The organism is Rhizobium sp. Leaf341, assembly GCF_001424325.1.
Classification (GTDB): Bacteria; Pseudomonadota; Alphaproteobacteria; order Rhizobiales; family Rhizobiaceae; genus Ferranicluibacter.
In genome coordinates, this window is the sequence record NZ_LMPE01000005.1 from 458,071 (window position 1) to 473,463 (window position 15,393).

The 15,393-nt window shown below is 64.6% G+C and carries 14 protein-coding genes; 8 read left to right on the forward strand and 6 right to left on the reverse strand.

Annotation, left to right across the window (positions count from 1 at the left end; all coding sequences use genetic code 11):
* Positions 1–11: 11 nt before the first annotated feature.
* From ASG03_RS09290 to cobF, 3 genes are all read right to left on the reverse strand, one after another.
* Positions 12–644, reverse strand: coding sequence for a precorrin-8X methylmutase (locus ASG03_RS09290; RefSeq protein WP_062475855.1), 633 nt, complete (start codon positions 642–644; stop codon positions 12–14).
* On the reverse strand, positions 631–2,001 hold the full coding sequence (gene cobG / locus ASG03_RS09295) for a precorrin-3B synthase (protein ID WP_162241371.1): 1,371 nt from the start codon (positions 1,999–2,001) through the stop codon (positions 631–633). The genes ASG03_RS09290 and cobG overlap by 14 nt, the downstream gene beginning before the upstream one ends.
* A gap of 114 nt (positions 2,002–2,115) precedes the next feature.
* The gene (gene cobF, locus ASG03_RS09300) at positions 2,116–2,892 is read right to left on the reverse strand and encodes a precorrin-6A synthase (deacetylating) (protein ID WP_062475475.1); all 777 of its coding nucleotides are present in this window, start codon (positions 2,890–2,892) and stop codon (positions 2,116–2,118) included.
* A 262-nt stretch (positions 2,893–3,154) separates the two neighbouring features.
* Here cobF and ASG03_RS09305 point away from each other — a divergent pair, with 262 nt between their 5' ends.
* The 3 genes from ASG03_RS09305 (at position 3,155) to ASG03_RS09315 (ending at position 7,375) form a co-directional block, all read left to right on the forward strand.
* Entirely contained in the window at positions 3,155–4,954 is a 1,800-nt protein-coding gene (locus ASG03_RS09305) for a type I secretion system permease/ATPase (RefSeq protein ID WP_062693352.1), read from the forward strand.
* Positions 4,951–6,279: an HlyD family type I secretion periplasmic adaptor subunit gene (locus ASG03_RS09310; protein WP_062693353.1), complete on the forward strand. Its 1,329-nt coding sequence runs from the start codon at positions 4,951–4,953 to the stop codon at positions 6,277–6,279. Before ASG03_RS09305 ends, ASG03_RS09310 begins: the two co-directional genes overlap by 4 nt.
* A gap of 199 nt (positions 6,280–6,478) precedes the next feature.
* Positions 6,479–7,375, forward strand: coding sequence for a DMT family transporter (locus ASG03_RS09315; RefSeq protein ID WP_062475485.1), 897 nt, complete (start codon positions 6,479–6,481; stop codon positions 7,373–7,375).
* Positions 7,376–7,395: 20 nt separating this feature from the next.
* Here the strand turns inward: ASG03_RS09315 and ung are convergent, their stop codons facing one another.
* Positions 7,396–8,082: a uracil-DNA glycosylase gene (gene ung, locus ASG03_RS09320; protein WP_062693354.1), complete on the reverse strand. Its 687-nt coding sequence runs from the start codon at positions 8,080–8,082 to the stop codon at positions 7,396–7,398.
* A gap of 168 nt (positions 8,083–8,250) precedes the next feature.
* On the opposite strand from ung, the gene modA reads away from it, so the two are divergent.
* The 3 genes from modA (at position 8,251) to modC (ending at position 10,892) form a co-directional block, all read left to right on the forward strand.
* On the forward strand, positions 8,251–9,045 hold the full coding sequence (modA, locus tag ASG03_RS09325) for a molybdate ABC transporter substrate-binding protein (protein WP_443216595.1): 795 nt from the start codon (positions 8,251–8,253) through the stop codon (positions 9,043–9,045).
* Between the two features lie 75 nt (positions 9,046–9,120).
* Complete coding sequence (modB, locus tag ASG03_RS09330) at positions 9,121–9,822, forward strand: molybdate ABC transporter permease subunit (protein ID WP_062475491.1); 702 nt, start codon at positions 9,121–9,123, stop codon at positions 9,820–9,822.
* The gene (modC, locus tag ASG03_RS09335) at positions 9,819–10,892 is read left to right on the forward strand and encodes a molybdenum ABC transporter ATP-binding protein (protein ID WP_062693355.1); all 1,074 of its coding nucleotides are present in this window, start codon (positions 9,819–9,821) and stop codon (positions 10,890–10,892) included. Before modB ends, modC begins: the two co-directional genes overlap by 4 nt.
* Here the strand turns inward: modC and ASG03_RS09340 are convergent.
* Entirely contained in the window at positions 10,867–11,253 is a 387-nt protein-coding gene (locus ASG03_RS09340) for a winged helix-turn-helix domain-containing protein (protein WP_062693356.1), read from the reverse strand. The genes modC and ASG03_RS09340 overlap by 26 nt on opposite strands.
* A 105-nt stretch (positions 11,254–11,358) precedes the next feature.
* Entirely contained in the window at positions 11,359–12,243 is an 885-nt protein-coding gene (gene purU, locus ASG03_RS09345; RefSeq protein WP_062475501.1) for a formyltetrahydrofolate deformylase, read from the reverse strand.
* A gap of 354 nt (positions 12,244–12,597) precedes the next feature.
* On the opposite strand from purU, the gene ASG03_RS09350 reads away from it, so the two are divergent.
* Both ASG03_RS09350 and ASG03_RS09355 read left to right on the forward strand, forming a co-directional pair.
* Entirely contained in the window at positions 12,598–14,172 is a 1,575-nt protein-coding gene (locus ASG03_RS09350) for a flippase (protein WP_062693357.1), read from the forward strand.
* A gap of 26 nt (positions 14,173–14,198) precedes the next feature.
* Positions 14,199–15,386 (forward strand): glycosyltransferase family 4 protein, encoded by a 1,188-nt coding sequence (locus ASG03_RS09355; protein ID WP_062475507.1) that lies wholly within the window; start codon positions 14,199–14,201, stop codon positions 15,384–15,386.
* Positions 15,387–15,393: the final 7 nt, after the last annotated feature.

Sequence of the window (15,393 nt, forward strand, 5' to 3'; positions counted from 1 at the left end):
CCCCAATGCTTTCACAGGCCCGGCCTCGCAAGGGCATTGATGGCGGCTGCCGTGATGGCGCTACCGCCGAGGCGGCCGCGGACAATGGCGAAAGGCACGCCGTAGGAATGCTCGGCCAGGGCATCCTTGGATTCCGCCGCACCGACGAAACCGACCGGCATGCCGAGGATCGCAGCCGGCTTCGGCGCCCCGTCACGCAGCATTTCGAGAAGATAGAAGAGCGCCGTCGGCGCATTGCCGATGGCGACCACCGCACCGCCCATCCGCTCTCCCCAGAGCCGCAGCGCTGCCGCGGATCGCGTGTTGCCGATCTCCCGGGCGAGCGCAGGCGTTTCGGGCTCGCGCAGCGTGCAGACCACCTCGTTTCCAGCGGTCAAGCGCGCGCGGGTCACACCGTTTACCACCATGAAGGCATCACAGAGAATGGGAGCGCCACGCCCGAGGGCGGTCCGTGCAGCCGTGACGAAGTCGGGCGAAAAAACGAAATCCCGCGCAGCTTCGACCAGCCCGCAGGCGTGCACCATGCGCACGGCGACATCCGCCTCTTCCGGCGAAAACCGCGAAAGATCGGTTTCTGCCCGGATGATGGCGAAGGAGCGCTCGTAGATGGCGTCGCCATCATGGATGTAGTCATATGCCGGCATCATCAATCCCGTTGAAGCACGCCCCTGAAAGCGCAGCGGCGATCCGCGCCGGCCCCAACCGTTCCAAGCAGGCGGCCGCCGATTCGCCCTTCTCTATCGTTTCCGCAACCCATTGGCCAAGCGCCGTCAGGGCGCAAGGCACGTCTTCCAGACGCTTTGTCGCGACAGGCGGGTCTCCAGCCCGTCCGCCAAGGACGATCCCCGCCCCCGGCTGGCCTTCGCAGGACGCCGCCACCAGTGTGAGCCCCGCCGTGCGCGGCCTCGCGCAGCCCTTGGCGCAGCCGGAGACGTGCAGGCTGAGCGACCCATCCATGAGCGCGGGCGCATGCGCGATCAGGCGCGCCGCCATGGCGTGGGTGTCGATGCGTCCCGAGGCACAGCCGGCCTGCCCGGCGCAGGCATCGATCTGCAGGACCGGGTCGGTCGCCTCCACGGCCAGGCCGAGCGACCGGGCAGTCCGGACGAGTGCCGGGTGGTCATAGCCGGCAGGACCGATCAGGAGAAGCGCGCGACCCGGAGCCAGCCGCACCTGCGAACATCCCTGCGACCGGGCGGCAACGACCAGACGGCGAAGCACATGCGCCTCCGCCTGTCCGAAGGACGGTGCAACGCCGAGCGCGACCTGGGCGCCGAGATCGAACGTACCCACCGGCGAATGTGCATGCAGCTGTTTTGGAGCGGGCGAATGCAGGACCGCTCCACGGCCTGGAGGAAGGTCGCGCGCGCGCGCTGCAGGCCCGCAGGCAGCGATCTCGGAAATCACCGCCATCGCCGCATCGATCATCTCGTTTGCCGCGCCGGAAAGGCCCGACGGCCGCCCTGCGACGAACAGATGCCAGAGAGGAACATCGCCATCAACGGCTTTCAGCCGGACATCCGCCGCAACGCCGTCGAGATGCAGCCTCCCGCCGCCGTCCACGATGACAGCCAGCTTCGGTGCAAGCACATGACGGCTCTCACGGATGCGTGCAGAGAGCTCGCCGGCAAGCGGACGCGGGTCGACGATTTCCTCCGGATCGAGCCCGGCCAGCGGTGGCGTTTCCACCGCGATCCCCTCGATCGGCGTGATGCCCGCGCGTGCGATAGCCGCCGACAGCCGTGCGACACTGTCCGATCGCAAACCGCGAATCTGGAGGTTTCCCCGTGCCGTGATATCAAGCCGTCCCGTGCCGAATGCTTCCGCCGCATCGAGGAGAGCCAGAAAAGCCTCTGTCGTGAAGAAGCCCGAGACTGGCCGCAGGCGCGCAAGCAGGCCGTCGCCGGTCTGCATCGGACGCGCCAATGTCGGGCAGGCGCCACGCCGCAGCGTCGGGGACGAGCCATCCCCGAACGTCGTCGTCTCACCATCTCTGCGCATTTGCGTTCCGGCCATCGTCCTGTCAGCGCCCTTCGATCAGCCGTCATACAGCATGCGGCAAGGCGCGTGCAAATCGGCGCACCCATCGCTCGCCGCGGCAGGCGCGAGCCTGTCTCAGCGCTGTCCCGCGGGTCCTTGTGAAGGCGTGCGCAGCAGGTAGATATCCATGATCCAGCCGTGGCGCGCCCGCGCGGCCGCGCGTGCCTCGACGATCGCGCTTCGGACAGCGCCAAGCCGTCCGGCGATCGTGATCTCCTGCGGCAGACCGAGATAGGCGCCCCAGAAGATCTCGGTATCCAGCTCGTCCACCGCCAGAAAAGCCTCCTCGCCATCCAGCATCACGACCACGGCCTCGGCCGCGCGCGGAAAGATGCCGGACAGGCGCCGTGCGGGCGTAATGGTGACGGGAAGCCCGATGTCGTTGATCGGGATGCGGTGGCGGGCCGCCAGCAGCTGCATGCTGGTGATCCCCGGCAACACGGAAACGTCGAACGCAACATGCCCGGCGTCCCGCACGCGCTCGAGAATGCGCAACGTGCTGTCGTAGAGCATCGGATCGCCCCACACGAGGAACGCGCCGGTTTCACCGTCTGCCAGATGATCGAGGAACAGCTGCTCGTGGATGCCCGCGATCGCGGCGTGCCAGAGATCGACGCCTTGGCGATAGCCGATGCCATCCGTCTGTCGCCGCGGCACGGCAAACTCCACGAGCCGCACGCTGGCTGAGCCATTGCGCGCAATGATGCCGCGGCGAACGTCGGCAAGCTCGACCTTGTCGTCGCCCTTTGTCGGGACGAAGATCACCTGGGCCTCGCCGATCGCCCTGACAGCCTCGAGCGTCAGGTGATCGGGATTTCCGGTTCCGATGCCGATCACCAGGATCCGGCGCATGGCTTGTCCTCCAAAACACGTTCGTGCTGCCGCGCCTGCGGCCAATGCCGGTCCTATAGCGGGTGGCGCCTTGAAACGCATAATGCTAAAATAAATTCAGAATCTGCCTTTGGTGATAAAAAATTGACATGATCGTCTCTAATGTGACCGCGTCTGCGCAGCGCAAGGGCCGATTGGCATCGCGCTCGGGATCGCAGGCAGGCGTTGGGGAACGCCGGTTCAGGCCACACGACAGCCCTTCCGGCGGGCATTTGGGGTGACGATGACAAAGACCAGACATTCAGGCACGGAGCCGGCGCAGGCTTTGCGGGACTGCAAGGGCGCGTTTATCGGCGTCGGCATCGCCAGTGCGCTGGTCAACGTGCTTTACCTCACGGGCTCGTTCTTCATGCTCGAGGTCTATGACCGCGTCTTGCCGAGCCGCAGCATTCCGACGCTGATCGCGCTCTGCATCCTCGCGCTGCTGCTCTACGCGTTCCAAGGCGCATTCGAGTGGGTGCGCGGCCGCATGCTGGTGCGCATCGCCGGTGCCCTCGACGAGGCAATGACGGGGCGCATCTATCGCACGGTCGTTCGCCAGCCGCTGAAGATGCGGACGGCCGGTGACGGCCTGCAGCCCCTGCGCGATTTCGATCAGGTGCGCGCCTTTCTGTCGGGTGCCGGGCCGGCCGCCTTCTTCGACCTTCCCTGGCTGCCGTTCTACATCGGCATCTGTTTCCTGTTCCACCCGGTCATCGGCATCGTCTCCGTTGTCGGCTCCCTTATTCTCATCGCTCTCACGTTCCTCACCAATCGCGGGACCCAGGGTCCGTCCAAGAAAGCGTCCGAGACCGGCAATCTGCGCAACGCCTTTGCCCAGTCGTCACAGCGCAACGCCGAGGTCATGCAGTCCATGGGGATGCTCGGCCGCATGTCGACGCTCTGGGGCGAGCGCAACGACGCCTATCGGCACCATAACCTGGTGAATTCCGACGTATCGAACGGCTATGGCGCCCTGTCCAAGGTCTTCCGCATGATCCTCCAGTCGGCCGTGCTCGCCACGGGGGCGGTGCTGGTCATCGAGGGACTGGCCTCTCCCGGCATCATCATTGCAGGATCCATTCTCACGGCGCGCGCACTTGCGCCGGTGGAACTGGCCATCGGCAACTGGCGCTCCTTCGTCGCCGCGCGCCAGAGCTGGAAGCGTCTGGGCGACCTCCTGACCGCGCTGCCGGAGCGCGAGGCGCCGCTGGAGCTCCCGGTTCCGCGCGAGAAGCTGACCGCGGAAGCCATTGCCGGCGGACCGCCCGGCATCCAGCGCCTGACCTATGCCGACGTCACCTTTACCCTGAAGAGCGGCAGCGCGCTCGGCATCATCGGCCCCAGCGCTTCGGGCAAGTCTTCGCTCGCCCGCGCCCTTATCGGCATCTGGCCGACCCTGCGCGGAGCCGTCCGGCTGGACGGCGCAGCCCTTGATCAGTGGGACAGCGATCGTCTCGGCAAGCATATCGGCTACCTTCCGCAGGACGTAGAACTGTTCTCCGGCACCGTGGCGCAGAATATCGCGCGCTTCGAAGAGGATGCCGCGCCGGCCGCGATCGTCGAGGCCGCCAAGGCCGCCCGTGTCAACGACCTCATTCTCAAGCTGCCGAACGGCTATGAAACGGAGATCGGCGATGGCGGCTCGTCTCTGTCGGCCGGCCAGCGCCAGCGTGTCGCCCTCGCGCGCGCGCTCTACGGCGAGCCCTTCCTCGTCGTTCTCGACGAACCGAACTCGAATCTCGACGCTGAAGGCGAACAGGCGCTGAGCGAGGCCATCCTCGGCGTTCGCGCCCGTGGCGGGATCGTCATCGTCGTTGCCCACCGCCCGAGCGCACTTGCGAGTGTCGACCTCGTGCTGATGATGAATGAAGGCCGCATGCAGGCCTTCGGCCCGAAGGACGAGGTTCTGGCGCAGATCCTCCGCCGCGATCCGCCCCGCCCTGCGGCGACCCAGCCGTCTCCGTCGAACGCCCCGCCGCAGCTACAGACACAGCTGCCCATGCTCAAAGCCGTCGGCAACGGACAGGAAACCGCATCATGAGCCCGCGCGAGTCGTCGTCCCCGGTGCCCACGGTGCAGTCCCGCCGGTCTCTTTCGCGCCACATCACGGCCGTCGGAATCATGGCCCTCGTTCTCGTCGGCGGCATCGGCGGATGGGCCGGAACGACGGAGCTTTCGAGCGCCATCGTCGCCCCCGGAACGGTCGTCGTCGAAAACAACGTCAAGAAGATCCAGCACCTGACCGGCGGCATTGTCGGCGAACTGCGCGTGCGTGAAGGCGAAACTGTCGAGGCCGGACAGGTGCTCGTGCGGCTCGATGGCACCACCGTGCGCGCCAATCTGTCGATCGTCCAGAATACGCTGGCCCAGCTCTATGCCCGCCGCGCCCGGATCCTGGCCGAGCAGGCCGGCGAAGCCACATTCACGGTTCCGAAGATCGTCCAGGTCGTCCCGACGGACATGGCGTCCAAAGGCTTCGAGGACAGCGAGCGACGGCTGTTCGACAGCCGCCGGAGCGCGCTGGTCGGCATGAAGAACCAGCTTGCCTCGCGCAAGGCCCAGCTGAAGGACGAGATCGAAGGCCAGACGGTCCAGCTCAACGCCATTGCCGACAGCCTGAAGCTGATCAAGGAGGAGCTCGAAGGCGTCGACAAGCTCTATGCGCAAGGCCTCGTGTCCATGCAGCGCGTCACGGCTCTCAAGCGTGACCGCGCACAGCTCGAGGGCGATCGCGGCGCTCGTCTTGCCGCCCGCGCACAGGCTGCCGGAAAGTCGAGCGAGATCGACCTGCAGATCCTGCAGCTGGACGAGGACCGCCGTACGGAAAATGCCAAGGATCTCACAGATGTCGAGGCACGCATCGCGGAATACGAGGATCGCGGCGTCGCCGCGCTCGACCAGCTGAAGCGACTGGATATCCGCGCCCCGCTGGCCGGCCGGGTTTCGCAGCTCGCCATCCACACGGTCGATGGCGTGGTCAATCCCGGCGAAGTCTTGATGCTGGTGGTTCCCGCGACCGATACGTTGACGATCGAAGCCCGCATCGCGACCACCGACATCGACCAGATCACCCTCGGCCAGCCGGTGGAAATCCGCTTCAGCGCCTTCAACCAGCGAACCACGCCCGTGGTCGAGGGCGAGGTCGCCAATATCGCTCCGGACCAGGTGACAGACCCGCGGACGGGCGCAAGCTACTACCCGCTGCGCATTCGCCCGAAGGCGGCGAGCCTTGCCTCCCTGAAGGGCCTTTCGCTCTATCCGGGCATGCCGGCGGAAACCTACATCAAGATCGCCGACCGGACCGTCATCTCCTATCTTGCCAAGCCTCTGACCGAACAGATGCAGCGCACCTTCCGGGAAGATTGACGGCGGGAGACGGGCTTTCGACGCGGGGCAGAGGGTCCGCTCACGCCGCATTGGATCCGAAGTTCGTTTTCATCCCGAAATCGATACCCGTCCCGGGAAATATACAGTAGGAGACGAGGACGCCCGGCCACGGGCGTTTTCCCAGAAGACCTGAGCGCGTCCATACGGTCGTCAAGGCGAGCACGGCAAGACGACTCCGATGACATCCAAGCGCAAGGGCTATCTCTTCGTTTTCGTCGCAATCCTCATCTTCACGCTGCAGGACGCGACCTCCAAGCACATGGGCAGCCTCTATCCGCCTGTGTTCATCACGATGATCCGCTACTGGGCGTTCGCAGCCTTCGTCGTCCTCCTGGCAGCCCGTTCCAGCGGCGGCCTGAAAGCTGCGGTTTCCACGAAGCACCCGGTCTTGCAGATCCTGCGTGGTCTGCTGCTCGTCAGCCAGATCGTCCTGGTCATTGCCTCCTTTGCCAGCGTCGGGCTGGCGCATTCGCAGGCGATCTTCTCGGTCGGACCGATCTTCGTCGCGCTTCTGTCGATTGTCATCCTCGGCGAGCGCGTGGGCTGGCGCCGCTGGACGGCGATCTTCGTCGGGCTGATCGGCGTCATCGTGATCCTTGATCCGACCGGCAACGAAACGGCCTCGCTGCTGGTCGTTCCCGTCTCGTCCGCCCTGATGTTCGCGTTCTACGTCGTTACCACGCGCCTTGTCAGCCGCGAGGACAGCGCCATGACCAGCTTCTTCTACACGGGCGTCGCCGGAGCCGTGGCGATCACGCTTGTCGGGCCGTTCTACTGGACGTGGTTCGCCCCGGTCGACTGGTTCTGGATGGCGCTCCTCTGCGTCACCGGCACGTCGAGCCACTACTTCCTCATCAAGGCCTATGAATATCTCGATGCCTCGGAGGTGCAGCCCCTGACCTATCTGCAGCTCGTCTTCGCCAGCATCATCGGCGTTTCCGTCTTTGGCGAAGTGCTCAGCGTCAACATGATCGTCGGCGCCGTCATCGTCGTTGGCGCCGGCATCTTCACGGTCTGGCGCGAGAGCGTCGTCGCCCGCAGGGCGGGCGTCCTGCAAACCCACCCTCCGGCCTGAGGCTGGCCTGTGCGAACGGCTCAGATCGGCGGCAATGCCCAGTCGATCGGCGTGCGCCCATGCTCTTCAAGGAAGGCATTGGCTTTGGAAAACGGGCCCGTGCCGAAGAAACCGTTATGCGCAGACAAGGGTGAGGGATGCGCCGAGCGCAGCACGAGATGCCGGCTCTGATCGACAAAGGCCGCCTTCTTCTGGGCGTAGGATCCCCATAGGATAAACACGACCGGCCGCGGCTGATCGTTGACGGCGCGGACGATGGCGTCTGTAAAGGTTTCCCATCCCCGCTTCTGGTGCGACGCCGCCAGCGCCCGCTCCACCGTCAGCACGCTGTTGAGAAGCAGGACGCCCTGTTCCGCCCAATGCTCAAGAAACCCGTGTCGCGCCGGCGGTATGCTGAGGTCGGTCTCGAGTTCCTTGTAGATATTGACCAGAGACGGCGGAATACGCACGCCGGGGCGTACGCTGAAGGACAACCCGTGGGCCTGACCCTCGCCGTGATAAGGATCCTGCCCGAGAATGACGACGCTGACCCTGTCGAGCGGCGTCAGGTCCAACGCCCGGAAATACTCCGAGCCCCGCGGGAAGATCTGCTTTCCCGCCGCCTTCTCAGCCTGCAGGAAGCTCTTGAGCGTCCCCATATAGGCGCTGTCGAACTCCTTCGAAAGCGCGTGTCTCCAGCTCTCCTCCAGCCTGACCGTCCCGTCCATATCGCCCCGTCCTATGCCTGTTGTCTGCGTGTTCCTGTCGCAAACGATAGCTCACCGGGCCGCCGCCGCAAGGGCGGGACAGCAATATATCTTGACAAATATATCGCTGGCGAAAGCCGAGGGGTGCGTTATATTCTTCGGAATATCTCGAGTTGAGGGGACAACATGCTGCGCAAATTTCGCCGATTGAACGTGAATGCATGGGGCGCGCTGGCGATCTCCATCTTCGCGGCGATGGCACCGGCGACGCCGACTCTGGCCGCGGACAACGTCACGGTGTTTGCGGCTGCAAGCCTGAAAAACGCGCTTGATGCGGTCAATGCGGCTTGGGAGCGGAAAAGCGGAAACGCCGTCACCACCTCCTATGCGGCCAGCTCGGCGCTTGCCAAACAGATCGAAGCGGGCGCTCCGGCCGACATCTTCCTGTCTGCCGATCTTGCCTGGATGGATTACGTCGCAGGCAAGAAGCTCGTTCGCGAAGGCAGCCGCTCGACCCTCCTCGGCAACCGCCTTGTTCTCGTCGCACCGGCATCAGACGCGCAGGCCGTCACGATCGCTCCAGGTTTCGACCTCAAAGCACGTCTTGCCGGCGGAAAGCTTGCCATGGGTGCGGTCGACTCGGTACCGGCCGGCAAATACGGCAAGGCGGCACTTGAAGCGCTCGGCGTCTGGTCATCGGTCGCGGCGGACGTTGCGGGAGCCGAAAACGTGCGCGCCGCTCTCCTCCTCGTCTCCAAGGGCGAAGCTCCGCTCGGCATCGTCTACGAAACGGATGCCCGCGCCGATCCCTCCGTAAACATCGTCGGCACGTTCCCGGAAAGTTCCCACCTGCCCATCGTCTACCCGGTCGCGATCCTCGCGGAGAGCAGACATCCGGACGCCGCCGCCTATCTCGACTTCGTTCGCTCGCCTGCCGCAAAGCCGCTCTTCGAAGCGCAAGGCTTTACCGTTCTCGACAAATAGGAGAAGGCTAAGCCGGCGCAGACAAGGCCGACTGCGGCTGCCGGAGCGGCGAACCAACGTGGAGAACCAGGGACCGTGGAGTGGCTTGCCATCAGCGATGCAGAATGGACAGCCATCCGGCTGAGCCTGAAAGTATCGGCCGTCGCCATGCTGTCGAGCCTGCCTTTGGCCCTCCTCGCCGCCATGGCGCTTGCCCGGGGCCGGTTCTGGGGCCGCTCCCTCCTGAACGGCCTGGTGCACCTGCCGCTGATCCTGCCGCCGGTCGTTACCGGCTTCCTGCTGCTCATCGTGTTTGGACGGCGCGGGCCGGTCGGCGCATTTCTCGAAACCTACACGGGTCTCGTCCTCTCCTTCCGCTGGACGGGGGCTGCTCTTGCCTGCGCGGTCATGGGGTTCCCGTTGATGGTGCGCAGCATCCGCCTGTCGATCGAGGCGGTGGACAGGCACCTCGAACAGGCCGCAGCCACGCTTGGCGCCTCACCCGGCTGGGTCTTTGCCACGATCACCCTGCCGCTGATCCTGCCGGGCATCATTGCGGGCATGATCCTTTCCTTCGCCAAGGCCATGGGGGAATTCGGCGCGACGATCACCTTCGTGTCCAACATCCCCGGGGAGACGCAAACGCTGTCCGCGGCCATCTATACCTTTACACAAGTGCCGGGCGGCGACAGCGGCGCGTTGCGCCTGACCCTCGTCTCCATCGTCATCTCCATGGCCGCGCTGCTTCTCTCGGAATGGCTCGCCAACGCTGCCGCGCGCAAGGTTGCCGGCGCATGACGCTCGACGTGTCCGTGTCACACCAGCTCGACGCCTTTTCGCTCGACATCGCCTTTTCCGCTGACGCAGGCGTCACCGCCCTTTTCGGGCGCTCGGGCTCGGGCAAGACCTCGCTGATCCGCATCCTCGCAGGCCTCATCCGTCCGGACGAAGGGCAGGTGCGGCTCGACGGCGAAACGATCATCGATACAAAAAGCCGGACGATCATCCCGCCGCACCGCCGGCGCTTCGGAACGGTGTTTCAGGAAGGCCGGCTGTTTCCACACCTCAGCGTGCGGCAAAACCTGCTCTACGGTCGATGGTTTTCGAAGGAGCGGCCGGACAATGACGAGATCGCGCGCATCGTGGACCTTCTCGGGATCGCACCGTTGCTCTCGCGCTCCACCACCCGTCTCTCCGGCGGAGAGAAACAGCGGGTGGCGATCGGCAGGGCCCTGCTGGCCCGGCCACGCCTCTTGCTGATGGATGAACCGCTTGCCGCCCTCGATGAGGCACGCAAGGCCGAGATTCTGCCGTATCTCGAACGTCTGCGCGACGAGACCGACATTCCGATCCTCTATGTCAGCCATTCCATCGCGGAAGTGACGCAGCTTGCCGATCGCGTGTTGATGATCGAGAATGGCCGGCTGACGGGAAGCGGCACCGCAGCGGATATGCTCAGCCTGCCGGGTTCGAGCGAGGCCATCAGTCGCAGGGAGGCCGGCACCATGCTGGAGGCGGTCGTCGCCGCCGACCAGCCCGATCCGCGGCTCGTCAGCGTGGTCGCCGGCGGCCTGAACCTCCGGCTGGCCGCCAGCGGGCGGCAGCGGGGGCAACGCCTTCGGCTGCGGATTGCCGCTCGCGACATTCTCCTGGCAACCCGCCGCCCGGATGGCCTGAGCGCCCTGAACATCATCGAGGGCATCATCACGGGCATGGAACCCTCCGGCCACGATCAGGTCGATGTCGCGCTCGACTGTTCCGGGACACGGCTGACGGCACGCATCACCAGCGTCTCGGCCGACATTCTGGATCTTACGCCCGGAATGACGGTCCATGCGGTGATCAAGACGGTGGCGCTGGATCCTTGAGCCCGGCGCGCTGCGCCTCGAGCCAGGCGATATCCTCGGCCATGGCAGACAGCGCCTTTTCCTCCATCGCCCGGAAACGCGCGATCAGCGCCTCGCCGAACGGCGTCACCATCGCGCCGCCGCCCTGTTTGCCGCCGCGCTGGGAGGTCACGGCCTCCTCCCCGAACATCGCATTGACCGCGCTGACCAAGAGCCAGGCGCGACGGTAGCTCATGTCCATGGCGCGCCCTGCCGCCGAGATCGAACCGGTCTCGCGAATATGTTCGAGAAGCGTGATCTTGCCGCGCCCGAGCCGCTGCAGCCCGGAAGGACTTGGCAGATCGATCCGGATGACCGGCCGCGGCCGGGATATCTGGTCCATGGGGCATCCCGTCGAGGATTGAGAGGGAAACCAGGCGCAGCTTCCCTGTGCGCCGCAGGGGAGCGAAAGCGGACGCGGCTGTCAACCCGTCCTGCAGCGCGGTCTTCAGCCCATCCGTTCGGACGCGTAAGAGCCCGGACTTGCCGGGAAGACGATGGTTCGGTTTCCGTTCATGAAGACGCGGTGGTGGATATGGGCATGCACGGCGCGGGCGAGAACCTGGCTTTCCACGTCCCGGCCGATGGAAACATAGTCGTCCGGTGACTGTGCATGCGTGATGCGGGCAATGTCCTGCTCGATGATCGGACCTTCGTCCAGATCCTCGGTGACATAATGCGCCGTCGCGCCGATCAGCTTCACGCCGCGCTCATAGGCCTGCTTGTAGGGATTGGCCCCCTTGAAGCTTGGCAGAAAGGAGTGGTGGATGTTGATGATGCGACCCGACATCTTCTTGCAGACGGCATCCGACAGAACCTGCATGTAGCGGGCGAGCACGATCAGTTCCGCATTCGACTGCTCGACAATGTCCATCAGTCGCGCCTCGGCCTCGACCTTGTTGTCCTTGGTCACCTTGATGTGATGAAAGGGAATATCGTGATTGACGACCACCTTCTGGTACTCGAAGTGATTGGACACGACGCCGACGATCTCGACCGGCAGCGCACCGATCTTCCAGCGATAAAGAAGGTCGTTCAGACAATGTCCGAAACGCGACACCATCAACAACACTTTCATACGCTTGGCGGAGTCGTGGATCTGCCATGTCATGGCGAAGGTTTCCGCAATCGGTGCGAACCCTTCCTGTATGGTCGCCTCAGTGGCACCCTCTTCCGAAATGAAGCTGACCCGCATGAAGAACAGGCCGGTCTGCAGATCGTCGAACTGAGAACTGTCAACGATATTGCAGCCTTGCGTCGCCAGATAACCGGAGATCGCAGCAACGATGCCTCGAGTCGACGCGCAACTGACGGTCAGCACATAGCTCTTCATGAAATGGGTCTCTCGCTCTTGCCGATCACCACGGACGCTATCGCCCGGCTGACTGCAAGCTATCGCGCCAGCCGACCGTCCGTCCATCCGCTTCGCGACATCCGCTAGCAGGAACCGGCCATCCGATCACTCCCGGGCCAGCAACAGAGATTTAAAGCGTCGGAAATCGGCAGGACGTCGTACCAGAGATCCGCAGAATTCTCGTTAACGCACCGGTTACCCTCTCTCGCACATGCCGTGTGCTCTGCAGCATCCATTAGTCTTTGCCCTCTACATCTGCGTTCGGAACGACGAACCCCGCGCTCCAGCGAATGCGGATGCGGCTCGATCACGGCAACGACCCGGGAAGACTCAATGTCCACGGAAAAGCCCAAGCGGCAGCTATCGGTGAACTTCGCCATCAACGTCGCAGGAGCTATCGCGCCGATCGTGATCGCGCTGGTGACGGTGCCCATTCTCGTGCGCCATATCGGCGATGCCCGCTACGGCGTCATGTCGATCGTCTGGGTTCTGCTCGGCTATCTCGGCTTTCTCGACCTTGGCCTGTCGCGCGCCTCGACGAACGCCCTGTCGCGTCTTCCCTTCTCGGCAACCCAGGAACGCTCCGAGATCGTCGCAACGTCCTTCCTCCTCAACATGGCGCTGGCAAGCCTCGGCGCCGTGCTTCTCTATTTCGCCGGCAACTTCCTCCTGCTCACCGTCTTCACCGTGCCGCTGGAACTCGAGGCGGAGATTGCGATCGCGCTGCCGTTCATCGCCTGTCTCCTGCCGCTGGCGCTGATCTCGGGGTTTTCGATCGGCATTCTGGAATCGCGAGAGCGCTTTTTCCTGGCCAATGCGCTGCAGATCGGCGGCATGATCGTCGGGCAGGTCGTCCCGGTCCTCTGCGCCATCCTGATATCTCCCAATCTCTCGGTCATCATTCCCGCCGCTGCACTGTCCCGCGCTGCCTCCGTCATCGTGGCGACACTGATCGCGCTCTATACGGAACAGGGCTTCCGCTTCGACCGGTTCCGGTTTGCCAAGGTCCGCTCGCTGATGAACTATGGCGGCTGGATCACGCTTTCCTCGATCATCCTGCCGGTGCTCAACACGCTCGACCAGATCATCATCGGCAAGACGCTAGGCGTCAGCGCCGTCACCTATTATTCGGTTCCCATGAACCTCGTGATGCGCAGTCAGGTCTTTACCAGTTCGCTCGCGCGCACGCTGTTTCCCCGCCTGTCGAGCCTGCCGCGCGCGGAGGCCATCGCGATTTCGGAACGCGCGATGATGGTGAGCGGGATTCTCTATGGCGGCCTCTGCGCGGCAGGAATCTTTCTCATGCGGCCCTTCCTCGATCTCTGGATGGGCCCGTCCTTCACCGCGATCGCCGGGACCGTCGCGGTCGTCCTCCTGATGGGCAGCTGGCCAAATGCCCTGACCTTCGCGCCCTTCACGCTGCTGCAGGGGCAGGGACGCCCCGACATGACGGCGAAGATCCATGTGGCGCAGATGGTGCCCTATGTCCTTCTGCTGTTGCTGCTCACGCATCAGTTCGGCATTCTCGGCGCCGCCATCGCCTTCCTCTGCCGCGGCTATGCGGATTGCAGTCTGCTCATCCTCTTTTCCCAGATGCCCCGGCGCATCTTCCGCGCGCTTTTCCCGTCCGCCGTTCTGGTCATCGCGGCGGGCCTGCTCCAAATCCTGCTTGCAGGCTCCACGCTGGCCCTCTTTTTGGCCGCATGTGTCAGCATGATCGTTTCCATCGTTCTCCTGCGCACCCAGGAACGACAGGTGTTTGACGAAACGCTGGCGGTCGCGGCGGGCGCATGGAACCGGCGGCGCGCGCGGGAGGCCACGGCGCCCGTAACCAACCCGTCGACCGTCGGGCGAACCTTTCCGCCGGCTGTCGGGGCGCCGAAAACGGTCGAGAACCAGGGAGCGTGACGGTGGCGGCAGAGGAAAGGACCGAGATGATGCCGGATGCGCGAAAACCGCTGATCGTCCAGGTCGTCCGCCAGTTCCTACCCAATCGCGGCGGGCTGGAAGACGTCGTCGCCAATCTCTGTCATTCGCTGCCCGACCGCGGCTTTCGCGTGCGCGTCGTCACCTGCGACCGCCTGTTTTCCGAACCCGAGCGTGGCCGGCTCCCCGCAAGAGAAACGATCGACGGCATCGAGATCGTCCGCATTCCCTGGCGCGGCTCCAGCCGATATCCCGTCGCCCCCGCCGTTTTCCGACATCTGCACGAAGCCGATCTCGTACATGTCCACGCGATCGACTTCTTCTTCGATGCCCTCTCTTGGGGACGCGTCCTTCATCGGCGCCCCATGGTCGTAACCACCCATGGCGGCTTCTTTCACACCAAGGCCTTCTCCGCCCTGAAGCAGACCTGGTTCAACACCGTCACGCGTGTCTCGGCACAAGGCTATTCCGAGATCATCGGCTGCAGCGAGGCCGACGTGCGCACCTTCGCGCCGATTGCCGGAAACCGCGTGCGCCTCATCGAGAACGGCGTGGACATCCGCAAGTTCGAGGATGCTGCCAGCCGCGTGCCGACACGCCGGCTCGTCACCATCGGGCGCTTTTCCGCCAACAAGCGCCTGCCGTTGCTCATTGCTTTGACCGCGGCCCTCAAGGCGCGCCATCCCGACTGGGGCCTCGACATCATTGGCGTTCCCTCCGATCTCACCGTCGACAGGCTGCAGGCCGAGGCGCAGAGGCAGGGCGTCGAGACGGCGGTCGCCATCCACAAGGGCCTTTCCAATTCCGAGATCCGCGACCGACTGGCCAAGGCGTCCCTGTTCGTCTCGGCGTCCGACTATGAAGGATTCGGCCTGGTGGCCGTCGAGGCGATGAGCGCCGGCCTCCTGCCGGTCCTGAACGACAACACCGCCTTCATCGATCTCGCTGCGCGGCACCCGGCGCTGTTGCTCAGCGACTTTGCCGACCTCACCGCGACGGCCGATATCCTGGAGGCTGCGCATGCCCGCCTCGAAGCACGGGGCGACGCGCTTCGGGCCGAATTGATGGGTGCCGCGAGAACCTATGGCTGGAGCGCCGTGGCCGACCGCTATTGCGACGTCTATCGTTCGGTGCTCGGCCCTGCTGCGGCGCCCCGATCCAATCTCTCGTTCGACGAGACCGCCCCTGCCCGATGAGGACCGA